Consider the following 22,850-nt stretch of genomic DNA (forward strand, 5'->3'; position numbering starts at 1 on the left):
TCGTACTTAGTACAGGAGTGGACGATGCGCGCTGTGGTGCAGGAGCGGTACGGCACGAGCGGGGTGTGGCAGGTCGCGGAGCGCCCGGTGCCGGAGCCGGGGCCGGGTGAGGTGCTGATCCGGGTCGCGGCCGCAGCGCTCGATCGCGGCACCTGGCACCTGATGGCCGGGTTGCCGTTCGCGGTCCGCCCGGCCGTCGGGCTGCGGGCGCCGCGCACCCCGGTGCCCGGGCGCGATCTCGCGGGCGAGATCACCGCGGTCGGGCCGGGGGTGGCCGGGCTCGCCGTCGGCGACGCGGTGTTCGGCACGGCGCCGCGCGGCAGCCTCGCCGAGTACGCGATCGCGCCCGCGGACCGGATCGCGCACGCCCCGGCCGGTCTCGCGCCGGAGGCGGCCGCCGCCCTCGGGGTGTCCGGGCAGACCGCGTGGCAGGCGGTGCACACCGCGGGCCGGGTCACCGCGGGCGCGTCGGTACTGGTCCTGGGCGCGTCCGGCGGGGTCGGGACGTTCGCGGTGCAGATCGCCCGCGCCGCGGGCGCGTCGGTGACGGCGGTGTGCCGCACCGGATCGGTGGATCTCGTCCGCGGGCTCGGCGCGACCGAGGTGATCGACCGCACCAGCACCGACGTGGCCGGTCTCGGCCGCCGCTGGGACGTCGTGCTCGACATCGGCGGCAATCCGCCGGTCAGCAGGCTGCGCCGGCTGCTGACCCCGCGAGGCACCGCCGTGCTGGTCGGCGGGGAGCGGCCGGACGCCCGGATCACCGGCGGCTACGGGCGGCTGCTGCGCGCCGCGGCGCTCTCACCGCTGCTGCGGCAACGGCTCGTCGTGCTGGTGGCGAGCGAGAACAGCACCGACCTGGGACACCTGCGTGACCTGGTCGAGACCGGCGAGCTGACGCCGGTGCTCGACCGGACCGTCGGGCTGGACGACGCCGGCGCCGCGATCGAGCACCTGGGGTCCGGCCGGGCCCGCGGCAAGATCGTCGTGCGGATCGGATCGGATCAGTCGGCGGACCGGCGCAGCGGGACCGGAGCCCACCAGGAGACCATCCGCCAGAGCCACTCCACCGGCCCGTAGGCGAAGCGCCGCAGCCACCACCGGCTGGCGGGCACCTGCACCGCCAGGATCGCCGCGGCGAGCACCAGCACCAGCGGATAGCGCTCGGAACCGGACAGTCCGATCAGCGGCGCGAACGCGAGCACCAGCAGGGTGGCGCCGAGGTAGTTGGTCAGCGCCATCCGGCCGAGCGGTTCGAGTACCGCGGACAGGGCCGGTCCGGCCGGGGTGCGCAGCAGCAGGGCGAGCCCGGTCACGTACGCCACGGCGAGGACCAGGCCGGCTACCGGGGACAGGTGGTCGAACCCGCTGTACCGGATCGACCCGGTCTGCAGGACGAGCAACGGCACCGCACCGGCCACCGCCACGGCGCACACGACGCCGACGCCCACCCCCGGGCGCTCCAGCCGCTCCGGGATGCCGTAGCGGGCCGCGGCCGCCCCGAGCAGGAACATGCCGGGGATCAGCAAGATCCCACCGTGCAGGACGAACACGGCGATCCCGGTCGCGGCGATCCCGCCGAGCAGCACCACGATCCGGGGCAGCCAGGACGCCGGCAGCAGCACCACGATCCCGGCGATCGCGTAGGGCAGCAGCGCCTCCCCCGGATGCAGCAGCTGGTGCAGCGCGCCGAGCACGCCCAGCGCGAGCAGCCGGCGCAGCAGCACCAGCCGGGGCCGGTCGGTGCGGGTCGCCGCGCGCTGCAGGAAGATCGCGAAGCCCAGACCGAACAGGAACGAGAAGATCGGGAAGAACCGCTGCTGGACGAGGAGCTGGAACCACTGCTCGGTGCCGCCCTCCCAGCCGTCGCGGGCCGGGATCGGCATGTCGGCCAGCGGCGGGATGTTGACGATCAGGATGCCGGCCAGTGCCAGCCCGCGGATCGCGTCCAGTGCCCGGATGCGGCCGGTCGTCGTGCTCAACTGACCAGGCCCGCGCGGAAGGCGAGTGCCACCAGCTGCACCCGGTCGCGGGACTGTGTCTTCGCCAGCAGGTGCCCGATGTGGGTCTTCACGGTCGCCTCGGACACGACCAGCTCGGCCTGGATCTCGGCGTTGCTCATGCCCTGCCCGACCAGGCCCAGCACCTCGTGCTCACGCGGAGTCAGCGCGGTGAGCGCGGCCGTCGCCTCGGGTGCGGCGGCGGCCGGTTCGGGCGCGGACAGCAGCGGCGCGGTGGCCCGCAGCAACCGCCGGGTGGAGACCGGATCGACGACCGAGTCGCCCCGGTACACGGTCCGGACGGCCTCGATCAGCTCCTGCGGCCGGACGTCCTTGAGCAGGAAACCGCTGGCCCCGGCGGCGATCGCGGCGGTCACCGACTCGTCGAGATCGAAGGTCGTCAGCACCATCACCTTCAGGCCCGGGTGCGCGGCGACCGCCCGCCGGGTCGCCTCGATGCCGTCCAGGCGCGGCATCCGGACGTCCATCAGGACGACGTCGACCTCGGTGCGCTCCAGCTCGGCCAGCGCGGCCTCGCCGTCCCCGGCCTGGGCGACGACGGACAGGTCGTCGCACGAGTCGAGCACCATGGCGAAGCCTGCGCGGACCAGCTCCTGGTCGTCGACCAGCATCAGACGGACAGCGGTCACCGTTCTCCTCTCAAGGGCAGCCGCAGCCGGACGGCCCAGCCGCCGTCCGGGTGCGGGCCGGTCTCGACGGAACCGCCGTGCAGGGCGGCCCGCTCACGCATACCGATCAGGCCGTGACCGCCACGCGGCGGCCGCGGGACAGGCCCACGCGCACCCTCGTCGCGGATCCGGACGGTCAGCTCGTCCTCGGTCCACTCCAGGCCGACGTGGGTCGGGGTGGCCGGCCCGGCGTGCTTGAGCACGTTGGTCAGCGCCTCCTGCACCACCCGGTAGGCGGTCAGCGCGCTGCCGCCGCCGATCGGGCGCGGTGTGCCGGTGACGGCGAGCTCGACCGGCAGCCCACCGGCCCGGACCTGCTCGACGAGTGCGGCGACGTCGTCGGTGCCGGGCTGTGGACGGCCGGGCTCGTCGACGCCGCCGTCGTCGATCCCGGAGTCGCGCAGCATCTCCAGCAGACCGCGCACGTCACCGAGCGCCTCCCGGCCGGTGGTGGCGATACCGGCCAGCACCTCCACCGCCTTCTGCGGGTCGCGCTGCGCGGCGAACTGGCCGCCGTCGGCCTGCGCGATGATCCCGGACAGCGAGTGCGCGACGACGTCGTGCACCTCCCGCGAGATCCGGGAGCGCTCGGCCAGCAGCTCGATCCGCACCTCCTGGCGCCGGGTCTCCTCCAGCAGCCGGGCGCGGTCGCGGAGCTGCTCGGTCCGCCGCACCGCGGCCCGGCGTAGCGACCCGGACAGCCAGACGAGCAGCGCGAGCACCAGCGGGACGCCCAGGACCAGCGGCAACGCCCACGGTCCCGGCAGGTCGGCGGTGGTGGTCAGCAGCCCGATCGCCGGCCGGATCACCGCGCCCAGCAGGATCAGGACGAAGGCGACCGCGCCCGCCCAGCGCGGGCCGTAGGCGATCGCCGAGTACCCCATGACCAGTGCCGGCAGCAGGACCACCGCGCCGATCCCGGGGAAGAACAGCTGCGCGGCGGCCGCGATCACGGCGGTGCCGACCGCGGCCGGGATCGGGTGCGTCCGCCGGAGCGCCACCGGCGTCGCGACCAGCACGGCCATCACCAGGGCGACGGCCTGGTCGGCGCGCGGCACCTTGCCCTCGAGCGTCCAGCTGACCGCGACGTACATCAGCAGCGCGGCGAGGACGGCATCGACGACGACCGGATTGCGCCGGCACAGCGTCACGAACCGCTCGACGATCGTGGGGCGCTCCGCCGCGGTCACCGCGCGCCCCCACCGGGCCGCACCGCACACCAGCCGGGACCGTCCACGACGAGCCATGATGCTCGGTACCCGATCGTGGCGGGCGGCGGACCCCCGCAAGACCTGTGCTGCGTCGCTCCCATGTGTACAACCCTGCCGGGCCGACCCCCCGCGCCGCGTCGGAGCGGGGACGGATCCCGGCCGTCCGACCACGGTCGGAGAGCTCCCCGCCGACCTGCGAGTCAGCGTCCGGGATCGAGTCCGGGATCGAGTCCGGGATCGAGTTCGACGACCGTTCCCGCGAGGAGGTCCCCGACCCGCTGGACGCGTGGTGTGAGGAGCACGGAGACGATCCCGATCAGTCCGAGGAGGACGAGCCCGGCTTCCGCGGTCCGGTCGCCGGGAGCCGGGGACGCCGGATCACCCGGAACCGGGCTGCGCCCCTCCGGCCGTCTCCGGCGTCCCACCTGCTCCCGGTGCCGGTGCCGGTGCCGGCCGGCCGGAGCTGCCCGCCGCGGCACCGGACTCGGGCCCACCGGCTCCCGGGGCACCCGATCCCGGACCACCGGATCCCGGCTCGCCGCCCCCCGGGCCACCGGCACCGGGCCGAGTGCCACCCGGCTCACCCGCACCGGGACCACCGGAGCCCGAGCCGCCCGATCCCGGACCACCGCCACCCGGACCTCCGGCACCAGGCTGACCGCCATCCGGCTCACCCGCACCGGGACCACCGGACCCCGGGCCACCCGATCCCGGCTCACCGCCGGCCGGACCACCGGATCCCGGCCCACCGGCATCGGGGCCGGGGCCGCCGGCGTCCGGCTCACCGGCACCACCTGACCCCGGACCACCGGCACCGGGCGCACCGGATCCGGGCGCCTCGGGCTCGGGTTCGCCGGCGGCCGATCCTCCGGTTCCGGGCCGGTCACCACCCGGGGCGCCGGCATCGGGGACCTGACCTCCGGCACCGGGAACGGCGGGTGCCGGTGCCCCGGGCCCGGGAGCACCAGGCTCATCCGTCCCGGCTCCCGGCCCGCCGCTTCCGGTTACGGGACCGCCCGCGGATCCCTGCCCGGCCGCACCGGAGGGGCCGTCGTTCCCGGTCCGTGGGCTCCCGGCTCCGGGGTCCCCGCTGTCGGCCCCCGGCCCGGGGAGTGCCGTGGCCGGAAGCCCCGGCGACGTGGCGGGCGGGCCGGATCCCTCCGGCTCGGCGGGCCCGGCCGGATCCAGCACCGCGGCGGGCGCCCCGGCCCGGGGCCAGCCACCGTCCTGCTGCACGGCGGCCGAGGCGGCGACGACCGCCACCGACGCCCCGGCGGCGGCGAGCAACACACCCGCCAGCCCGAACGTCAGCGCACGCGAGGTCGCGCGGCCGGACCCCGGCGGGAGCGGTGGGTGGCCGGGCTCCCCCGAGGGCGGCGACGGGCGGGTCGACTGCACCGGCGGCACCGGCAGCTGAGCCGGCGGCACCGGCGGGTAGCTGGACTGCACCGGCGGCTCGGTCGACGGCGTCGGCGGCTGGGTCGACTGCACCGGCAGCTGAGCCGGCGGCACCGGCGGGTAGCTGGACTGCACCGGCGGCTCGGTCGACGGCGTCGGCGGCTGGGTCGACTGCACCGGCAGCTGAGCCGGCGGCACCGGCGGGTAGCTGGACTGCACCGGCGGCTCGGCCGGCGGCATCGGCGGCTGGGTCGACTGCACCGGTGGCTGGGCCGGCGGCTCCGACGCGTCGGCCATCGGCTCCGACGTCAGCGGCACACCGAAGAACGGCACCGACCGCAGTGGCGGGCGGGGCGGCATCGGCCGGTGCGCGCCCTCGGTGGCCCAGTCGGGGACCCACCGGACCGTGTCCGGGCCGCGATCGCCCGCAGGTGCGTCGTCTCCGCCGGTATCGCCGGAGGTCACCGCCGGCCACCGGGGCACGCCGCACGGCGCACCCGTCCTGAATCCGGCATCGCGTCCCCTCGTGTCGCACGGCGTCGAAGGAATCGATCCTCGGGATCCGGTGCGCGCAGTTCCAGTCCGCACGACGGAAATGCACCGCAGGAACCGGAACACCGCACGGCCGGGTGACCCCGGCGAAGCCGATCAGTCGCGCGGGCCGGACCGGGGAGGCCCGTCATCGGCCCCCGGGATCGGGAACACCGTCGTCGCACGATCGTCCGCGGGCACCCCCTCGTTCGCCGAACCGGTATCGGCCCAGTCGGCGGGCCCCGTCTCACCGGCCCGCCGCAGGTAGACCGCGGGGGCACCCGTGTCCGGGGCGACCCCGTCGGGAGCGGGGGCACCGGCGCCGATGCCCTCGTAGACCTCGGGCCGGGTCCGGCGCAGGTACAGCGCCCAGCCGACGCCGATCACCGCGGCCAGCAGCACGATCCCGGGCAGTACCCAACGGGCCGGCGACGACGGGTCGGCCCCGAGCAGTGCGTCGAAGTTGCCGACCAGCACGGTCAGGATCGCCGCCAGCAGCAGCGCCGCCAACGCGGGCGCGATCGTCCGTGCCCACAGCGACGCCTTCGCCGTCCGGTTCCGCCGGAAGAACCCGATCACCGAGATCGAGGTGCCGGTCATCAGCAGCACGACCCCGACCGCGGACAGGCCGGAGAACCAGCTGAACAGAGCGAGCATCGGATCGGCCCCGGTCACCGCGAACGCGAACACCACGACCGCCGCCAGCAGCGACTGGGTCAGTGAACCGGCGATCGGGCCGCCGGACCGGGCGCCGACCGTGGCGAGTCCCGCGGGCAGCACCCGCTCACGGCCGAGCGCGAACAGGTAGCGGGCGACGCCGTTGTGGAAGCTCAGCAGCGCGGCGAACACGCTGGTGAGCAGCAGCAGGACGGCGATGTCGGCGACCAGCGGGCCGAACCGGTCCGCCAGCGGGCCGAACACCAGGCCCGGCCCCTCGTCCGCGGCCCGCGCCTGCAGGTCGGCCGCGCCGGTGGCGGCGACCATCGCCCAGGCGGACAGCGCGTAGAACAGGCCGGTGAAGGCGACCGCGACGAACGTCGCACGGGCCACCGTGCGCCGCGGGTCCCGCGCCTCCTCGGAGTAGATCGCGCCGGACTCGAAACCGGTGAAGGACGCCACGGTGAACGCGATGACCGCCCCGATCCCCCCGGCGAGCAACGTCGAGGGCAGCAACGGATCGGTCGACACGACACCGTCGGCCGGTTCGGTGAAGCCGACGACGTCGAACGCGACGACCACCGCGACCTCGACGAGCAGCAGCACCGCGAGCACCCGGGCGTTCAGGTCGACCCGCAGCAGCCCGAGCCAGCCGACGGCGAGCATCGCGAACACGGCCCAGCTCCACCACGGCAGCCGCAGCCCGGCGAGCTCGGCGACGAAGTCGGACATGGCCACGCCGAACAGTCCGTAGAGCGCGATCTGGATCGCGTTGTAGGCGACCAGCGCCACGAACGAACCCGCCACACCGGCCGGGCGACCGATACCGCGCGACAGATACGCATAGAACGCCCCGGCATTCGCGACGTGCCGGCTCATCGCCGCGTAACCGACGGCGAACAGCACGAGCACCGCGGCCACCCCGAGGAATGCCAGCGGCACACCCTGGTTCCCGCTCACCGCATAGGCCGTGGTGACACCACCCGCGAGGACCGTGAGCGGCGCGGACGCCGCGACGGTGAAGAACACCAGGTGCACCACCCCGAGCCGTCGCCGTCGCAGCCCGGGCACCTGCCGGTCCACCGTCGCATGCCGTGCCATGCGGGTCTCCTGATCACCTGGGAATCGTTTGTCGAGACAAAATGCTAACGTCCCGTCACGCTCATCGCGCAATCGGACGGTAATCCTGGCGTTATGCGCGCAACCAATTACTCAGAGTGAATCTTGGGATGGTGACGTGAAGCAGGGCGCGCTCGCGACCGGTTTTTACCTGATCGCGTACGACGAACTGACCGGACGTTCCGGGCTGGCCCCCGATCTGCTCGCCTGTGGGCTGGTCGGTGCCCAGCTCGGCGATCTGGTGGCGGCGGGCGCACTGTCCGTCGACGAGGAGGACCGGGTGGTCGCGAACCGCGCCGGGCGGCCGGCACCGGCCGACGGGACCGCGATGCTCGTACTGGACAGCATCGCGCACGAGACCCGGCCCCATCCGGTGCGGGCGTGGACCGACGCGCTCGGCGAGCCGCTTCTGAGTGCCGTCCGCAACGAGCTCCTCCGGCGAGGAGTACTCACCCAGGAGACCGCACGGAGCCTGCTGGGCCGCCGCCGGCACCGGCTGACCGTCGCCGACCGGGCCGCCGCGCACGAGCCGGGCATCGCGTTGCGGGAGATGGTGCGTCGTCCCGGCACCTTCACCCTGCACGGCGCGTTCAGCCTGGCGCTGATCTCCGCGCTCGGGGTGGAGCGGCTGCTGGAGCCCGAGGTGGACCGGACGACGGCCCGCGACCTGGCCCGCGACGCCGTCACCCATCTGCCGGCGTCGCTGGTCCGGCTGCACTCCGGGATCGCCGAGGCGGCTGCGTCGGCGAGCCTCACCGTGCGCCGCTGAGTGCTCCCCCGCGCCGCCGTCCGCGACCGGGTGTCGCACCGCGGTGACCCTGTGTCGATAACCGGGGTGGCCTGCGCCTCGAATGGACCTGCACCTCTGGTCATCGACCGAGTTGTCGGTACGCTGAGTAGCGATCTTGAGGGCCGGACGAGTGACCGGCCGATGATCGGAAAGGGGCCGACGACCATGAACGACAGCGTCTTCGCCGGTTCCCCGTTCCTGCGCGAGAGCGCGGACGTCGACCATCGCGCGGGCGGCACACGCTCCGCGCTGCGGGTGCGGCACGACCGGGCCGCGACCGACGTCCGGGCCGCAGGGCGGGCGGGCGACCGTACGGCAGTGATCGACGCGACCCGGCGGCTGGAGCAGGTGCTCGCCGCCGCCCGCCGCGAGCTGGGCCCGCGGGACACCGACACCCTCGTCGTCGAAGGCAGTCTCGCCGTCGCCTACCTCCTCGGTGACGACGAGATCCGCGGCCTCGCACTGGCCACCCGCAATCTCACCGTCCGCGAGGTGGAGTTCGGCGCCGACCATCCCGCGTCGCTGGCCGCCGCCGACGCGGTCGCCGCCGCACACCGGATCACCGGGGACCCGCGGGAGGCGATCGCCCGCTACCAGGACGTGATCGACCGGCGGACCAGGGTGCTCGGCCCGGCACACCCGTGCACCATCGCGTCCTGCGCCGGGCTCGCGCTGGCCCGGGCCGACAACGGTGACCTGCCCGGCGCGGGCAGTCTGCTGGCCGCGATCGCCGACACCGCCGAGGGGATCCTGGGCGAGGCACATCCGGTCACCGTCGACGTCCGCGAGCTACTGGCCGAGGCCTCCGTCCCGGACGCACCGGTGCCGGTCCCGGGGCCGGCACCGGCACCCACCCGGGAGGCTCCGTCGACCGGGCTGCTCCCGCGGATGCCGCGGATGCCCGATCCGCGGCTGTCCGCCCGGCCGTGGCCGCACCTCGACCGGCCGCCCGGCCCGATGCCCGCGATCTCCTGATCCTCGGCGCCCCCGCCGGCCGCCTGTCCCCGCTCCGGGCGAGGATCCGGCGGACGCCGGTTCCCAGCAGGCGGTCCGGCTGACCAAGCGGTCTCCGAACGCATGGCTGCGCAGCGCCGGACCGGCGTTCGACGCCTCCGCCGCCTACGAGATGCCGACCTTCATGGGCCCCGACGTGCTGGAAGGGGCCGCGGCGCTGCTCGAGAATCGAGCGCCACGATCCCCCTCCGCCCAGGACGACCGAGCCGATCCGGTCCGGCACGCAGCCCCTCGCCGCGGGCGGGCCGATGTCGCCGTCTCCGGCACCGGCAGTGCAGTCTGGAGCCCACGCGTCCACCCCCACGCGAGGAGCACCATCGTGAGCACCGACCTGCACGACCGGCTGGCGACCGCCGTCCGGCCCGATGCCGTCCGCACCCGGGCCATCGACCGGTTCGGCATGGCGCACGACGCGTCGCACTTCGCCCGCACCCCGGCGGCCGTCGTGACGGCGGCCGGGGCCGACGAGGTGGCCAGGCTGTTCCGGGTGTCCGCAGCGACCGGGGTGCCGCTGACCTTCCGGTCCGGCGGGACGAGCCTGTCCGGGCAGGCCGTCACCGACGGGATCCTGGTCGACACCCGGCGGCACTTCCGCGGGATCGAGATCCTCGACGACGGGGCCCGGGTGCGGGTCGGCCCGGGCGCGACCGTCCGCGCGGTGAACACCCGGCTCGCCCGGCACGGCCGGATGCTCGGCCCGGACCCGGCCAGCGAGGTCGCGTGCACCCTCGGCGGTGTGGTGGCCAACAACTCGTCCGGGATGGCCTGCGGGACGGTCGCGAACAGCTACGCGCTGCTGGATTCGCTGGAGATCGTGCTGCCGTCCGGGACCACACTGGACACCGGCGCCCCCGGCGCGGACGACGAGCTGCGCGGCCGCGAACCCGAGCTGTGGGCCGGGCTCTCCCGGATCCGGGACCGGCTGCGGGCCGATCCGGTGGCCCGCAAGACGATCGAGCAGCAGTTCGCCCTGAAGAACACGATGGGCTACGGGCTGAACTCGTTCCTCGACCACGACCGGCCGGTCGACGTGCTGGCCCGGCTGATCGTCGGCTCGGAGGGGACGCTGGCGTTCATCACCTCGATCACCATGCGGACCGTCCCGGTGCTGGCGCACACCCGGACCGGGCTGCTGGTGTTCGACGACCTGGCGGCCGCGAACCGCGCGCTGCCGTCGCTGGTGGACTCCGGACCGGCGACGATCGAGCTGCTCGACGCCACCTCGCTGCGGGTCGGTCAGGCCGACGCCGACGCCGATCCCCGGCTGCGCGCCCTCACCGTGGACGAGCAGGCGGCGCTGCTGGTGGAGTACCGCGGGCACTCGGCCGCCGAGGCCGACGAACTCGCCGGGGCCGCCACCGGGCTGATCGCGGCGCTGCCGTTGCAGGGCCCGCGCGAGCTGTCCGGCGACCCGGTCGCGAAGGCCGGGCTCTGGAAGCTGCGCAAGGGCCTGTACGCGAAGGTCGCCGGGGCCCGGCCGTCCGGCACCGCCGCGCTGCTGGAGGACATCGCCGTCCCGGTGCCGGACCTGCTGCCGACCTGCCAGGGCCTGATCGAGCTGTTCGGGCGGCACGGCTACGACCACGCGGTGATCTTCGGGCACGCCAAGGACGGCAACGTCCACTTCATGCTCACCGAACGGCTCGGCGACGGCGCGGGCCGGGACCGGTTCGGCCGGTTCACCGACGACATGGTCGATCTGGTGCTCGCCCACGGCGGGACCCTCAAGGCCGAGCACGGCACCGGACGGATGATGACGCCGTTCGTCCGCAGGCAGTACGGCGACGACCTCTACGACGTCATGCTCGAGATCAAGCGGCTGTGCGACCCGCGCGGCGTGCTCTCCCCCGGCGTCGTCCTGGACGACGACCCCACCGCGCACCTGTCCGATCTCAAGTCCGCCCCGACCGTCGAGTCCGAGGTGGACCGGTGCGTGGAGTGCGGCTTCTGCGAGCCGGTCTGCCCCAGCCGGGATCTCACGACCACGCCCCGGCAGCGGATCGTGCTGCGCCGCGAGCTGGAGCACGCCCGGGCCGCGGGCGACGAGCAGCTGGTGGCCGAGCTGGAGGCCGACTACGCCTACGACGGCGTCGACACCTGCGCCGCCGACGGCATGTGCGCCACCGCCTGCCCCGTCCTGATCAACACCGGTGACCTGGTGCGCCGGCTGCGCGCCGAGCGCCCGCAGAAGGCCGCAGCACGCGGCTGGGCGTTCGCCGCGAAGCACTGGGGCGCCACCACCCGGGCCGCGGGTGCCGCGCTGTCGGTGGCGCAGCGGGTGCCGGGCGCGGGGCCCGCGTCGGCGGCGCTGCGCCGGATCGCCGATCCCGAGCAGGTTCCACTGTGGTCGGCGGACCTGCCCGGCGGCGGCGGGCGGCGCAGGCCGGACGGGCTCGTCCCGACCGGGGCCGAGCTGGTCCTGTTCTCGTCGTGCACGGGTGCGATGTTCGGCTCGTCCGGCGACGGCGCCGCGGACGCGTTCGTCCGGCTCTGCGACCGTGCCGGGATCCGGGTGACCGCGCCCGCCGATCTCGGGTCGCTGTGCTGCGGCACCCCCTGGAAGTCGAAGGGGCTCACCGACGGCGCCGCGGTGATGGCGGAGCGGGTGCTGCCCGCGCTCTGGACGACGACCCGGCGCGGCACCCTGCCGGTCGTGACCGATGCGTCGTCGTGCACCGAGGGGCTGCGGGTGATGATCGCGTCCGGGCCTGCGGAGTACCGGGGTATCGAGGTGGTCGACTCGGTGGCCTACGCCGCCGAGCACCTGCTGCCGGCGCTCGCCGGGACCGTCCGCGGGCGGCTGGGCCGGATCGTGCTGCACCCGACCTGCTCGGCCACCCAGCTCGGGCTCGTCGAGCCCCTGCGGCGGGTCGCGGACGCGGTCGCGCAGGAGATCGTCGTCCCGGACGCGTGGGGGTGCTGCGGGTTCGCCGGGGACCGCGGGATGCTGCATCCGGAGCTGACCGAGTCGGCGACCGCCGAGCAGGCCCGGGAGATCGCCGCGGTACCCGCCGACGGGTACGCGTCCTGCAACCGGACCTGCGAGCTCGGGATGAGCCGGGCGACCGGCAAGGATTACGAACACGTGTTGGAGATACTGGAACGGCTGACCCGGCCGTAGCCCATATGGGTGTACGACTACGCCGAACGCCACCCTCTGCAGTGATGTTGCCGCGTGCTTTCTCGATACAGCTCTTGTTTGAGACGGGTCCCACCGGGAAAGAATGGTCCGGGATGCGCACCACCCGAGGTGGCGTGCAGCGGAAGGAGCCACGGACCGTGAGTGCAGTGGGCGCTGTGGGCGCAGGAATGCCGAACGCCGTGATGGCCGTCGTCCGGGTCGAGGCGCCGGCCGGCGCCGACGCGCAGACCGTCGAGGCCGAGCTGACCAGGGCGCTGCACGAGCACGAGAAGCGCCCGATGACCGTGGAGCTCTCGCTCGCCGACGGCACCGGCCCCTGGCCGCGTCGCGGGCCGGTCCGCTACGCCTTCGTCGCCGTGCTGACCCTCGCCGGGCGGACGATCCCGGAGCGGCTGGCACACAAGGTCGAGAAGGTCGCCCGGAAGGCCATCAAGCGCCGATTCGGCCGCCCCGCCGGGGTCGAGGTGCGGACCGACATGAGCGACGCCGAAGCCGGCGCGTACTGGTACAGCCTGCGCGGGACCCCGCACCGTCCGGCCTGATCCACCTGCCCTACCCGCGGTTCACGCCGGAGCGATCCCGGACGCGGTCGGGTTCAGCTCGATGGAGTAGCGGCTCGCCCGGTAGAGGTGTGAGCCGTACTCCACGGCGGCTCCGGCGTCGTCCCAGGACGTGCTGGTCATCGTGAGCAGCGGAGCACCCGGAGCCTCGCCGAGGATCGCAGCCTCCTCCGGGGTGGCCGCGCGGGCACCGACGAGCTGCCGGGCCCGCCGGGGTGCGTGCCCCGCGTCGCGCAGCAGGTCGTAGAGACCGCGCACGGCGAGATCGTCGGCGCGCAGCGGCAGCACCCCCACCGGCACCCGGTTCGACAGCAGCGCGAGCGGCTCGCCGTCGGCCAGCCGCAACCGCTCGAACCGGGTGACGGTCGCCCGCACCGGGAGGCCGAGCGCCGCGGCGATGTGTTCCCCGGCCGGCCCGATCTCGAACGAACGCAGCTCGGTGGTCGGTACCCGCCCGGCCCGGAGGAGTTCGTCGTGCAGGCCGCACAGGTCGGCGGGCAGTTCGGCCCGGCGTGGCAGCACCCGGATCCCGGCTCCCCGACGCCGGGCCAGCACCCCCAGCTCGACCAGATAGGACACCGCACGACGCAGGGTGGACCGGCTGGTGCGCAGGCGCTCCAGGAGCTCCGCCTCGTGCGGCAGCCGGCTGCCGGCGACCAGCTCCCCGCTGTCCACCATGGACTGGATGTGGCCGGCGACCTGGAAGTACAGCGGAACCGGGCTGCCCCGGTCCGGCGTGTCCCGCACGGCGGATCCCGGCTCGGCCACCGGTCACCTCCTCCTGTTCGACGCTCCCTGATTTGTACTGACAAAGTATTGACCTGATGAAGTCGGGAGCGTACACCTGTTCGTGGCGTATCTCACTCCCCGTGGCCACCACGGCTGCACTTCACAGAGAGACAGATGCTCGATGAGGAGTATTCGGAAGACCTTCGCGGTCACCGTCGCCGCGGCGTCGGTACTGGCACTCGCCGCGTGCAGCAGTCAGGGCGGCGCACAGGCGCAGAATCAGGCCACCGGCCAGAGCTACGTGATCGCCATGATCACCCACGAGTCGCCCGGCGACTCGTTCTGGGACAAGGTGCGCGCCGGGGCCGAGCAGGCGGCGACCGAGCTGAACGTCGATCTGCGGTACTCGAACAACCCCGACGGCGGCCAACAGGCCACTCTCGTCCAGAACGCGATCGACTCCCAGGTGGACGGCGTCGCGGTGACGCTCTCGCAGTCCGCGCAGGTCGGTCCGGCCGTGCAACGGGCGGTCGAGGCGGGCATCCCGGCCGTGGCGTTCAACTCCGGGATCGAGGACTACCCGGACTACGGCATCGGGATGTACTTCGGCTCGGACGAGACCCTCGCCGGCCGCAGCGCGGGTGAGCGGATCACCGAGGGCGGCGGCGGCAAGACCCTCTGCGTCATCCACGAGCAGGGTTCGGTCTCCCTGGAGGCCCGCTGCGCCGGCGTGCTCGCCACCTCGCCGGGCACGGAGAACCTGCAGGTCAACGGCGCCGACCTGCCGGCGGTGCAGCAGACCATCGGCGCGAAGCTGCAGCAGGACCCGTCGATCACGCACGTCGTGACGCTCGGTGCTCCCGTCGCACTCGCCGCGACCCAGGCGAAGGCCGAGAGCGGCAGCCAGGCCGAGGTGATCACCTTCGATCTCAACGCCGACGTCGCGGCCGCCGTGCAGGACGGCCGGATCGCCTTCTCCGTCGACCAGCAGCCCTACGTGCAGGGATACATGTCGGTGCAGAGCCTCTGGCTCAACCTCTCCAACGGCAACGACCTGGGCGGGGGCAAGCCGGTGCTGACCGGTCCGTCCTTCGTCGACAGCAGCAACATCGCCGAGATCGCCGAATACACGGCGAACAACACCCGCTGACCGCCCAGGAGCCGTTGCGATGAGTGTCGCCACCCCACCCGCCACCACACCTCCCAAGCCCGGCCCGGAGCGCGTGCAGCGCTCGCTCGGCGCCCGCGCACTGGCCCGCCCGGAGATCGGGGCCACCGCGGCCGCGATCGCGATCTTCGTGTTCTTCTTCGTACTGGCGCCGCCGTTCCGGTCCGTCGAGGCGCTGTCCACCGTCCTCTACTCGGCGTCCACGATCGGCATCGTGGCGCTCGGCGTGGCGCTGCTGATGATCGGCGGCGAGTTCGACCTGTCCTCCGGTGTCGCGGTGACCGCAGCGGCGCTGTCGTCGGCGATGATCAGTTTCCAGCTCTCGCTCAACGTCTGGGTGGGCGCGGCGGTCAGCCTGGTGATCGCGCTCGCGATCGGGTTCGTCAACGGCTGGCTGCTGGTCCGGACGAAACTGCCGAGCTTCCTGATCACCCTGTCCACCTTCTTCGTGCTGCAGGGTGTGAATCTCGGCGTCACCAAGCTGGTCACCGGTACCGTCGCCACCAGCAACATCTCCACCATGGACGGCTTCACCTCGGCCAAGGCGTTCTTCGCCGGTGACGTGCCGCTCGGCTTCATGACGGTGAAGATGTCGGTGATCTGGTGGCTGGTGTTCGTCGCGATCGCCTCCTGGCTGCTGCTGCGCACCCGCACCGGTAACTGGATCTTCGCGGTCGGTGGCAATCAGGACTCGGCCCGCGCGGTCGGTGTCCCGGTCGCCCGGGTCAAGATCGGGCTGTTCATGGGCGTCGCCCTGATGGCCTGGTTCCTCGGCCAGCACCTGCTGTTCAACTTCGCCACCGTGCAGGCCGGGCTCGGCGTCGGCAACGAGCTGATCTACATCGTCGCCGCGGTCGTCGGCGGGGCGCTGCTGACCGGTGGCTTCGGCTCCGCCGCGGGATCCGCACTCGGTGCGTTCATCTTCGGGATGACCACCCAGGGCATCGTCTACGCCGGATGGGACCCGAACTGGTTCAAGGCGTTCCTCGGCGTGATGCTGCTGCTCGCCGTCCTGGTCAACCTCTACGTCAAGACCTCCGCGACGCGGCGGAAGTGAAGGGACCCGAGATGACGACCGACACGTCCGACACGACCGGGACGAACGAGACGACCGAGCGGCGCTCCCCCGTGCCGCTGGTGCAGCTGAGCGGGGTCGGCAAGGCCTACGGCGCCATCCGGGCACTGGAGGGTGTGGATCTGACCGTGCACGCCGGTGAGGTGACCTGCGTACTGGGCGACAACGGAGCCGGTAAGTCCACCCTGATCAAGATCATCTCAGGGCTGCATCCGCATACCGAGGGCACCCTGTCCGTGCACGGCGAGCAGGTCCGGCTGAGCTCGCCCCGCCAGGCGCTCGATCTCGGGATCGCCACGGTCTACCAGGATCTCGCCGTGGTCTCGCTGATGGAGGTGTGGCGGAACTTCTTCCTCGGCTCCGAGCTGCGGAAGGGGCGGTATCCGCTGGCACCGCTGGACATCCCGAAGATGCGCGAGATCGCGGACACCGAGCTCGGGAAGATGGGCATCCACGTCAAGGACATCAACCAACCGATCGGGACGCTCTCCGGTGGGCAGCGGCAGTGCGTCGCGATCGCCAGGGCGGTCTACTTCGGGGCCCGGGTGCTGATCCTGGACGAGCCGACCGCCGCGCTCGGGGTCAAACAGTCCGGGGTGGTGCTCAAGTACACTGCCGCAGCCCGCGACGCCGGACTGGGCGTCGTGTTCATCACCCACAACCCGCACCACGCGAACCTGGTCGGTGACCGGTTCATGATCCTCAAACTCGGCCGCCAGGTGCTCGACCGCCGGCGTTCCGAGGTGTCCCTGGAGGAGCTGACCGCCGAGATGGCGGGTGGTCAGGAGCTGGCGGAACTCGCCCACGAGCTGAAGCGCTGACCCACCCGCTCCCCCGGCCCGGGGCCGCTCCGCCGAGGCGGCCCCGGGCCTTCCTACTGCACAATACTTTGTCTTGACATAACTACTAATTCCGCCGGAGACTCGGCGTGGGGCCGGTCGCGACACGGTCCGACGGACGCCTCGGCACCCACCTCGACACGATTGGAAAGCCATGAAGATCGGACTCATCGGACTCGGCAGGATCGGCGCGTTCCACGCGCAGACCCTGGCCGGCCTGGACGCCGTCGACGAGCTGATCGTCACCGACGCCCGCAGCGACGCCATCGCGGCGGTGGCCGCCGGGACCGGTGCCGTGGCCGCGGCCTCGCCCGAGGAGCTGCTGGGTATGAAGCCGGACGGCGTCGTGATCGCCGCCGCCACGGCATCGCACCCCGAGCTGCTGCTCGCCGCGGCCGACGCCGGCCTGCCGGTCTTCTGCGAGAAGCCGCTCGCCACCCGGATCGACGACGGGGTGGATGTGGCGAGCAAGCTCGCCGGGCGTGACGAGCGCGTGCACATCGGCTTCCCGCGCCGGTTCGACGCCGGGTTCGTGGCGGCCCGCGCCGCCGTGCAGGCCGGCGACCTCGGCCGGGTGTTCGCCGTCCGGGCGACCACCCTGGACCCGGCGCCGCCGAGCGCCGACTACATCAGGACCTCGGGCGGCATCTTCCGCGACTGCGGCGTCCACGACTTCGACGCCCTGCGCTGGGTGACCGGCCGCGAGGTCGTCGAGGTCTACGCCACCGGCGACGTGTACGGCGACCCGGTCTTCGCCGAGTCCGGCGACGTCTCCACCGGACAGGTCGTCCTGACCCTGGACAACGGCTCGCAGGCGGTCGTCACCAACTCCCGGTACAACCGGCGGGGCTACGACGTACGGATGGAGCTGCACGGCGACGCCGACTCGATCGCGGTCGGCCTCGACACCGGATTGCCGCTGCGGTCGGTCGAGCCGGATGTGCACTTCCCCGGCGGCCGGCTGCACGAGACGTTCATGGACCGCCTCGCGCCCGCGTTCCGGGCCGAGCTGACCGCGTTCACCGAGCTGGTCGCGGGCACCCGCGAGACCCCGTGCTCGGTGAGCGACGCACTGGCCGCCGACTGGATCGCCGAGGCCGCGACGCTCTCGCTGCGCTCGCACCGCTCCGTCCGTCTCGACGAGGTGACCCGCTGATGCCCGCTCCCAGGATCGCCGGTGCGCCCATCTCGTGGGGAGTCTGCGAGGTCCCCGGCTGGGGATTCCAGCTCGACCCGGACCGGGTGCTCACCGAGATGCGTGAGGTCGGCCTGGTCGCGACCGAGTTCGGCCCGGAGGGCTTCCTGCCCGACGCCCCGGACGCGAAGGCCGCGACGCTGCAGCGGTACGGCCTGCACGCGGTGGGCGGGTTCACCCCGACCCTGCTGCACGTCCCCGAGCACGATCCGCTGGCCGGCGTCGACGAGCTGCTGGCCGGCTACGACGCCGCGGGCGCCGGGACCCTCGTGCTCTCCGCCGACTCCGGCGGCACCGGTTACGACTCCCGGCCCGAGCTGGACGAGGGCGGCTGGAAGCTGCTGCTGTCCAACCTGGACCGGATCGCCGACCACGCCGCCACCCGTGGCGTCACCGCGGTGCTGCACCCGCACGTGGGGACGATGGTGGAGACCGGCGACGACGTCCGGCGGGTGCTGGAAGGGGCCCGGATCCAGCTCTGCCTCGACACCGGGCACCTGCTGATCGGCGGCACCGACCCGGCGGAACTGGCCCGGCAGGCACCGGAGCGGATCTCGCACACCCACCTCAAGGACGTCGACCTCGGCCTGGCCCGGCAGGTGCAGGACGGGCGGCGCAGCTACACCGAGGCCGTCGGACTGGGCATGTACCGGCCCCTCGGTGAGGGCGACCTCGATCTCGACGGTGTGCTGTCGCGACTCGACGCCTACGGCTACACCGGCTGGCACGTGCTGGAGCAGGACACCATCCTGCACGGGCCGCCGTCCGGCGCCGGCCCCGTCGAGGACGTGTCCACCAGCGTGCAGAACCTGCGGGCGGCACTCCCCACCGGGTGAGCGGTGCCGGTCGTCCACCGGCACCGCTCACCCACCGATGAGGATCCGCCGGCACGGCGGACCTCGTCGTCGGACTCCGACGACCAGCGGAACCGGGTCCCGATCGGGATCGCGCTGCTGACCGTGGAGCGCACCGCGCCACTGTGGGTCGGCGCTCGTGGCTTGATGGCCGCCGGCGCCGGCACTCCGGCCGCCCGGGCCCGGCCCCGGTGCCGCGGCGCGCCGAACCGGCCGGCGCGGACCAGCGGCCTCAGACGACCAGCGAGGTCTGCACCGTGTACCGGTCGCTGCGATAGAGGTGACGGCCGAGCTCGACGAGCACGCCGGCGTCGTCGTAGACGACCAGCTCGGCGGTCACGCAGGCCAGCGGTGCGGGCTGCTGCAGCAGCGCCGCCTCGTCCGCGTCGGCGAGCCGGGCACCGATGATCTGGTGCGCGATCGCGATCTGTGCCCCCTGCTCCCGCAGCAGCGTGTAGAGCCCGCGCCCGGCGAGCTCGCCGTCGCCGAGTTCGAACCGGGCGGGCAGGAAGTTGGTCATGATCGCCAACGGCTCGCCGTCGGCGCGGCGCAGCCGTTTCAGCCGCTGCAGCGGCTCGTCGGCCGGTAGCAGCTCGGACAGCACCGGGATCCCGGCCGTGGCCGGGGTGCAGCTCTCGTGGGCCAGCACCGTGGTCTCCGGCGCGCGCCCGGATGCGGTGAGGTCGTCGTAGAGACTGCTCAGCCGCACGTCCCGGTGGATCGCCGGCCGGACGACCTGGGTGCCGAGCCCCCGCCGGCGGACCAGCAGCCCCTTGCGCACCAGCTCCTGGATCGCCTGGCGGGCGGTGGGCCGGGCGAGCCCGAGCCGCCGGGTCAGCGAGAGCTCGTTCTCCAGCCGGTCTCCCGGCTTCAGCGCACCCGATTCGATCGCGATCTCGATGGCCTGGGCGAGCTGGTGATAGAGCGGCACCGGGCTGGCCCGGTCGAGCCGGACATCGACCTGAACGGCGTCGGTTCGGGTGGCCATGAGCGCACCCTACCTCGGAAAGTCCGGTTGTCTCTATGTCTGTACAAAGTATTGACCGAGGCGTGTCGGGGCGCCTACCGTTCACAACGCAGTCACACCATGGACCCAACGGGAAGAGGATCATGAACACCTCAGCCGAGATCCTGACCTTCGGTCGCGCCGGGGTGGACATCTATCCGTTGCAGGTCGGCGTCGGACTGGAAGATGTCACCTCGTTCGGCAAGTTCCTCGGCGGCACCACGGCCAACGTGGCGGTCGCCGCGGCCCGGCTCGGCAGGCGCGCCGCGATCATCACCGGCGTCGGCGACGACCCGTTCGGCCGCTACGTCCGCCGGGAGCTGAACCGTCTCGGCGTCGACGACCGGCACGTCGTCACCAACGGGGAGTACCCGACCCCGGTCACCTTCTGCGAGATCTTCCCGCCGGACGACTTCCCGCTCTACTTCTACCGCCGGCCCACCGCCCCCGACCTGCAGGTCTCCCCCGCCGACCTGGATCGCGACGCGATCGCAGGCGCCGGGCTGCTGTGGCTGTCGGTGTCGGGCCTGTCCGAGGAGCCGTCCCGCTCCGCGCACCACGAGGCCCTCGCCGCCCGCGCCGGCGGCCGGACCGTGCTCGACCTGGACTACCGGCCGATGTTCTGGGAGTCCCCGGCCGCGGCCACCGAGCAGGTGCAGAAGGTGCTCGGGCAGGTCACGGTGGCGGTCGGCAACCGCGAGGAGTGCGAGATCGCCGTCGGCGAGACCGATCCGGACCGGGCCGCCGACGCCCTGCTCGATGCCGGCGTGCAGCTCGCGGTCGTCAAGCGCGGCCCGGACGGAGTGCTGGCCAGGACACGCACCGAACGCGTGGTGTCCCCACCGATCCCGATCAGTCCCTACAACGGGCTGGGTGCGGGTGACAGCTTCGGCGGGTCGCTCGCGCACGGCCTGCTCGCCGGATGGCCGCTGGAGACGGTGCTCGCCCGGGCGAACGCCGCGGGCGCGATCGTCGCCTCCCGGCTGGAGTGCTCGACAGCAATGCCCACCGCAGCCGAGATCGACGTCCTGCTCGGCGGCGGCGACCCGAACGAGGAGCGATGACCACGATGCACCCGCCCACCCACGGGTTCGCGGCTTCCTACGACGAGATCCGCGACATCCGCGCCTTCTCGCCGGAGCGGATCCCGGCGCTGCTCGCGTCGCGCCGCCGCCGCCCGTTCGTCCCCTCCGACGGCCGGCTGATGATCGTCGCGGCGGACCACCCGGCCCGCGGCTCGCTCTCGGCCGGCGGCCGGGCCGACGCCATGGAGAGCCGGCCCGAGCTGCTCGGCAGGCTGGTCACGGCACTGTCCCGGCCCGGCGTCGACGGCGTGCTCGGCACCGCCGACATCCTGGAGGACCTGCTGCTGCTCGGTGCGCTCGAGGACAAGGTCGTCCTGTCCTCGATGAACCGGGGCGGCATCCAGGGGTCCACGTTCGAGCTGGACGACCGGCAGACCGGCTACGCGGTGCGCGACACCGTCGACGCCGGGTTCGACGCGATCAAGACGCTGACCCGGATCGACCCGGACGATCCCGGATCGGTGCGCACGCTGGAGCTGTGCGCCCGGGTCGTCACCGAGGCGAACCGGGCCGGGCTGGTGTGCATGGTCGAGCCGTTCCTGTCCCGGCGCATCGACGGGCAGGTGTCCAACGACCTCTCCCCCGAGGCCGTCATCCGGTCCATCCACATCGGGCAGGGCCTGGGCGGGTCCAGCGCCTACACCTGGCTGAAGCTGCCGGTCGTGGACGAGATGGAGCGGGTGATGGCGGCGACCACGCTGCCGACCCTGCTGCTCGGCGGTGACCCGACAGCCGAGCCGGAGGAAACCTACGCGTCCTGGAAGGCTGCCCTGGAGCTGCCGTCGGTGCGTGGCCTGATCGTCGGCCGCACGCTGCTCTTCCCCGAGGACGACGACGTCGCCGCAGCCGTCGACACCGCCGTGTCGCTGGTCCGGCCGCAGGAGGTACAGACGCCATGAACGACCGCTACGTGGTCCCCGCGGGGACCGCCCCCGGCGACGGCTACGAGCTGGTCGTCACCCCCGAGTCGGCCGGCTGGCAGCACTCCGGCCTGCGGATCCTGAACCTGCCGGCCGGCGGCAGCCACCTGGTCGACACGCGCGACGAGGAGATGCTCGTCATCCCGCTGTCCGGCTCGGCGACGGTCACCCTGGGCGAGGTGACGCACACCCTGCTCGGCCGCGAGAACGTGTTCGAGGGGCCGTCGGACTTCGCCTACCTGCCGGTGCGCTCCGCGGTCACGATCGCCTCCGCCGCCGGCGGCCGGTTCGCCCTGTGCGCGGCCCGCACCGACCGTGAGCTACCGTTCCGCTACCAGCCCGCCGCGGAGGTCCCGGTGGAGCTGCGCGGCGCCGGCCAGGCCTCCCGCCAGGTCCGCAACTTCGGCGCGGCGGGCGTGTTCGAGGCGGCGTCGGCGATCTGCGTCGAGGTGATCACGCCCGGCGGGAACTGGTCCAGCTACCCGGCGCACAAGCACGACGAGGCCGGGCCGCACGAGTGCGAGCTCGAGGAGATCTACTACTTCGAGATCGCGCCGGGCCCCGACGGACAGCCCGGGCTCGGGTTCCACCGGACGTCGTCGTCGCCGGGGCACGACATCGACGTGACCGTCGAGGTACACGACCGGGATACGGTGCTGGTGCCATGGGGCTGGCACGGACCGTGTGCGGCCGCTCCGGGGCACGACATGTACTACCTCAACGTGATGGCCGGTCCGGGCGACGAGCGCGCCTGGCTGATCACCGACCACCCCGACCAGGCCTGGGTCCGCGACACGTGGGCCGACCAGGCGGTCGACTCCCGCCTCGGAGGACAGTGATGACCGGAGCAGGGCCGTCCGGGACAGTG

21 protein-coding genes are annotated in these 22,850 nt (G+C 73.3%); 14 read left to right on the top strand and 7 right to left on the bottom strand.

The annotated features are described in order from the left end of the window. Window positions 1-24 precede the first annotated feature (24 nt). Complete coding sequence (locus tag Pdca_RS22105; protein WP_085916464.1) at window positions 25-1,080, top strand: NAD(P)-dependent alcohol dehydrogenase; 1,056 nt, start codon at window positions 25-27, stop codon at window positions 1,078-1,080. Here Pdca_RS22105 and Pdca_RS22110 read toward each other — a convergent pair. The 4 genes from Pdca_RS22110 to Pdca_RS22125 all read right to left on the bottom strand — a co-directional run bounded on the left by Pdca_RS22110 (window position 1,005) and on the right by Pdca_RS22125 (window position 4,685). Then, entirely contained in the window at window positions 1,005-1,982 is a 978-nt protein-coding gene (locus Pdca_RS22110; protein WP_232021112.1) for a DUF418 domain-containing protein, read from the bottom strand. The genes Pdca_RS22105 and Pdca_RS22110 overlap by 76 nt on opposite strands. Further along, a complete protein-coding gene (locus Pdca_RS22115; RefSeq protein ID WP_085916473.1) occupies window positions 1,979-2,632 on the bottom strand; it encodes a response regulator transcription factor in 654 nt (217 codons plus the stop codon). The genes Pdca_RS22110 and Pdca_RS22115 overlap by 4 nt, the downstream gene beginning before the upstream one ends. 14 nt (window positions 2,633-2,646) lie before the next feature. After that, window positions 2,647-3,936 (bottom strand): sensor histidine kinase, encoded by a 1,290-nt coding sequence (locus Pdca_RS22120; protein WP_085916465.1) that lies wholly within the window; start codon window positions 3,934-3,936, stop codon window positions 2,647-2,649. Between the two features lie 164 nt (window positions 3,937-4,100). After that, entirely contained in the window at window positions 4,101-4,685 is a 585-nt protein-coding gene (locus Pdca_RS22125) for a hypothetical protein (protein ID WP_125911516.1), read from the bottom strand. Window positions 4,686-5,017: 332 nt separating this feature from the next. Here Pdca_RS22125 and Pdca_RS22130 point away from each other — a divergent pair, with 332 nt between their 5' ends. Then, complete coding sequence (locus Pdca_RS22130) at window positions 5,018-5,317, top strand: hypothetical protein (RefSeq protein WP_125911517.1); 300 nt, start codon at window positions 5,018-5,020, stop codon at window positions 5,315-5,317. Window positions 5,318-5,946: 629 nt separating this feature from the next. On the opposite strand, the gene Pdca_RS22135 is transcribed toward Pdca_RS22130, so the two are convergent. Then, window positions 5,947-7,587, bottom strand: coding sequence for an APC family permease (locus Pdca_RS22135; RefSeq protein WP_085914340.1), 1,641 nt, complete (start codon window positions 7,585-7,587; stop codon window positions 5,947-5,949). Window positions 7,588-7,723: 136 nt separating this feature from the next. Between Pdca_RS22135 and Pdca_RS22140 the strand changes: the two genes are divergently transcribed. From Pdca_RS22140 to Pdca_RS22155, 4 genes are all read left to right on the top strand, one after another. Further along, on the top strand, window positions 7,724-8,374 hold the full coding sequence (locus tag Pdca_RS22140; protein WP_158092229.1) for a GOLPH3/VPS74 family protein: 651 nt from the start codon (window positions 7,724-7,726) through the stop codon (window positions 8,372-8,374). A gap of 186 nt (window positions 8,375-8,560) precedes the next feature. Continuing rightward, window positions 8,561-9,370 (top strand): tetratricopeptide repeat protein, encoded by an 810-nt coding sequence (locus Pdca_RS22145; RefSeq protein WP_125911518.1) that lies wholly within the window; start codon window positions 8,561-8,563, stop codon window positions 9,368-9,370. 358 nt (window positions 9,371-9,728) lie between these two features. Next, the gene (locus Pdca_RS22150; protein ID WP_197719796.1) at window positions 9,729-12,530 is read left to right on the top strand and encodes an FAD-binding and (Fe-S)-binding domain-containing protein; all 2,802 of its coding nucleotides are present in this window, start codon (window positions 9,729-9,731) and stop codon (window positions 12,528-12,530) included. 158 nt (window positions 12,531-12,688) lie between these two features. Beyond that, window positions 12,689-13,093: a hypothetical protein gene (locus Pdca_RS22155; RefSeq protein WP_125911519.1), complete on the top strand. Its 405-nt coding sequence runs from the start codon at window positions 12,689-12,691 to the stop codon at window positions 13,091-13,093. A 21-nt stretch (window positions 13,094-13,114) separates the two neighbouring features. On the opposite strand, the gene Pdca_RS22160 is transcribed toward Pdca_RS22155, so the two are convergent. Beyond that, window positions 13,115-13,879 (bottom strand): GntR family transcriptional regulator, encoded by a 765-nt coding sequence (locus tag Pdca_RS22160; RefSeq protein ID WP_232021113.1) that lies wholly within the window; start codon window positions 13,877-13,879, stop codon window positions 13,115-13,117. A gap of 142 nt (window positions 13,880-14,021) precedes the next feature. On the opposite strand from Pdca_RS22160, the gene Pdca_RS22165 reads away from it, so the two are divergent. The 5 genes from Pdca_RS22165 to Pdca_RS22185 all read left to right on the top strand — a co-directional run bounded on the left by Pdca_RS22165 (window position 14,022) and on the right by Pdca_RS22185 (window position 18,953). After that, entirely contained in the window at window positions 14,022-14,990 is a 969-nt protein-coding gene (locus tag Pdca_RS22165) for a substrate-binding domain-containing protein (RefSeq protein ID WP_085914336.1), read from the top strand. A 19-nt stretch (window positions 14,991-15,009) separates the two neighbouring features. Beyond that, entirely contained in the window at window positions 15,010-16,065 is a 1,056-nt protein-coding gene (locus tag Pdca_RS22170; protein ID WP_085914335.1) for an ABC transporter permease, read from the top strand. Window positions 16,066-16,076: 11 nt separating this feature from the next. Then, window positions 16,077-16,904 carry an ATP-binding cassette domain-containing protein gene (locus tag Pdca_RS22175; RefSeq protein WP_085914334.1) on the top strand — a complete coding sequence of 276 codons (828 nt, stop codon included), beginning with the start codon at window positions 16,077-16,079 and terminating at the stop codon, window positions 16,902-16,904. 172 nt (window positions 16,905-17,076) lie between these two features. Next, window positions 17,077-18,078: a Gfo/Idh/MocA family protein gene (locus tag Pdca_RS22180; protein WP_085914333.1), complete on the top strand. Its 1,002-nt coding sequence runs from the start codon at window positions 17,077-17,079 to the stop codon at window positions 18,076-18,078. After that, window positions 18,078-18,953, top strand: coding sequence for a sugar phosphate isomerase/epimerase family protein (locus Pdca_RS22185; RefSeq protein WP_085914332.1), 876 nt, complete (start codon window positions 18,078-18,080; stop codon window positions 18,951-18,953). The genes Pdca_RS22180 and Pdca_RS22185 overlap by 1 nt, the downstream gene beginning before the upstream one ends. Before the next feature lie 250 nt (window positions 18,954-19,203). Here Pdca_RS22185 and Pdca_RS22190 read toward each other — a convergent pair whose 3' ends face one another. Beyond that, entirely contained in the window at window positions 19,204-19,959 is a 756-nt protein-coding gene (locus Pdca_RS22190; protein ID WP_085914331.1) for a GntR family transcriptional regulator, read from the bottom strand. A 122-nt stretch (window positions 19,960-20,081) separates the two neighbouring features. Here Pdca_RS22190 and iolC point away from each other — a divergent pair, with 122 nt between their 5' ends. Genes iolC through iolB form a run of 3 tightly spaced genes read left to right on the top strand, consistent with a single transcriptional unit; the run spans window position 20,082 to window position 22,821 of the window. After that, on the top strand, window positions 20,082-21,041 hold the full coding sequence (gene iolC / locus Pdca_RS22195) for a 5-dehydro-2-deoxygluconokinase (RefSeq protein ID WP_085914330.1): 960 nt from the start codon (window positions 20,082-20,084) through the stop codon (window positions 21,039-21,041). A gap of 5 nt (window positions 21,042-21,046) precedes the next feature. Continuing rightward, complete coding sequence (locus Pdca_RS22200; protein ID WP_085914350.1) at window positions 21,047-21,961, top strand: class I fructose-bisphosphate aldolase; 915 nt, start codon at window positions 21,047-21,049, stop codon at window positions 21,959-21,961. Further along, window positions 21,958-22,821, top strand: a complete 864-nt coding sequence (gene iolB / locus Pdca_RS22205) for a 5-deoxy-glucuronate isomerase (RefSeq protein WP_085914329.1) — start codon at window positions 21,958-21,960, stop codon at window positions 22,819-22,821. Before Pdca_RS22200 ends, iolB begins: the two co-directional genes overlap by 4 nt. The last annotated feature ends 29 nt before the right edge of the window (window positions 22,822-22,850 follow it).

Source organism: Pseudonocardia autotrophica, assembly GCF_003945385.1.
In the GTDB taxonomy this organism is placed as follows: Bacteria; Actinomycetota; Actinomycetes; order Mycobacteriales; family Pseudonocardiaceae; genus Pseudonocardia; species Pseudonocardia autotrophica.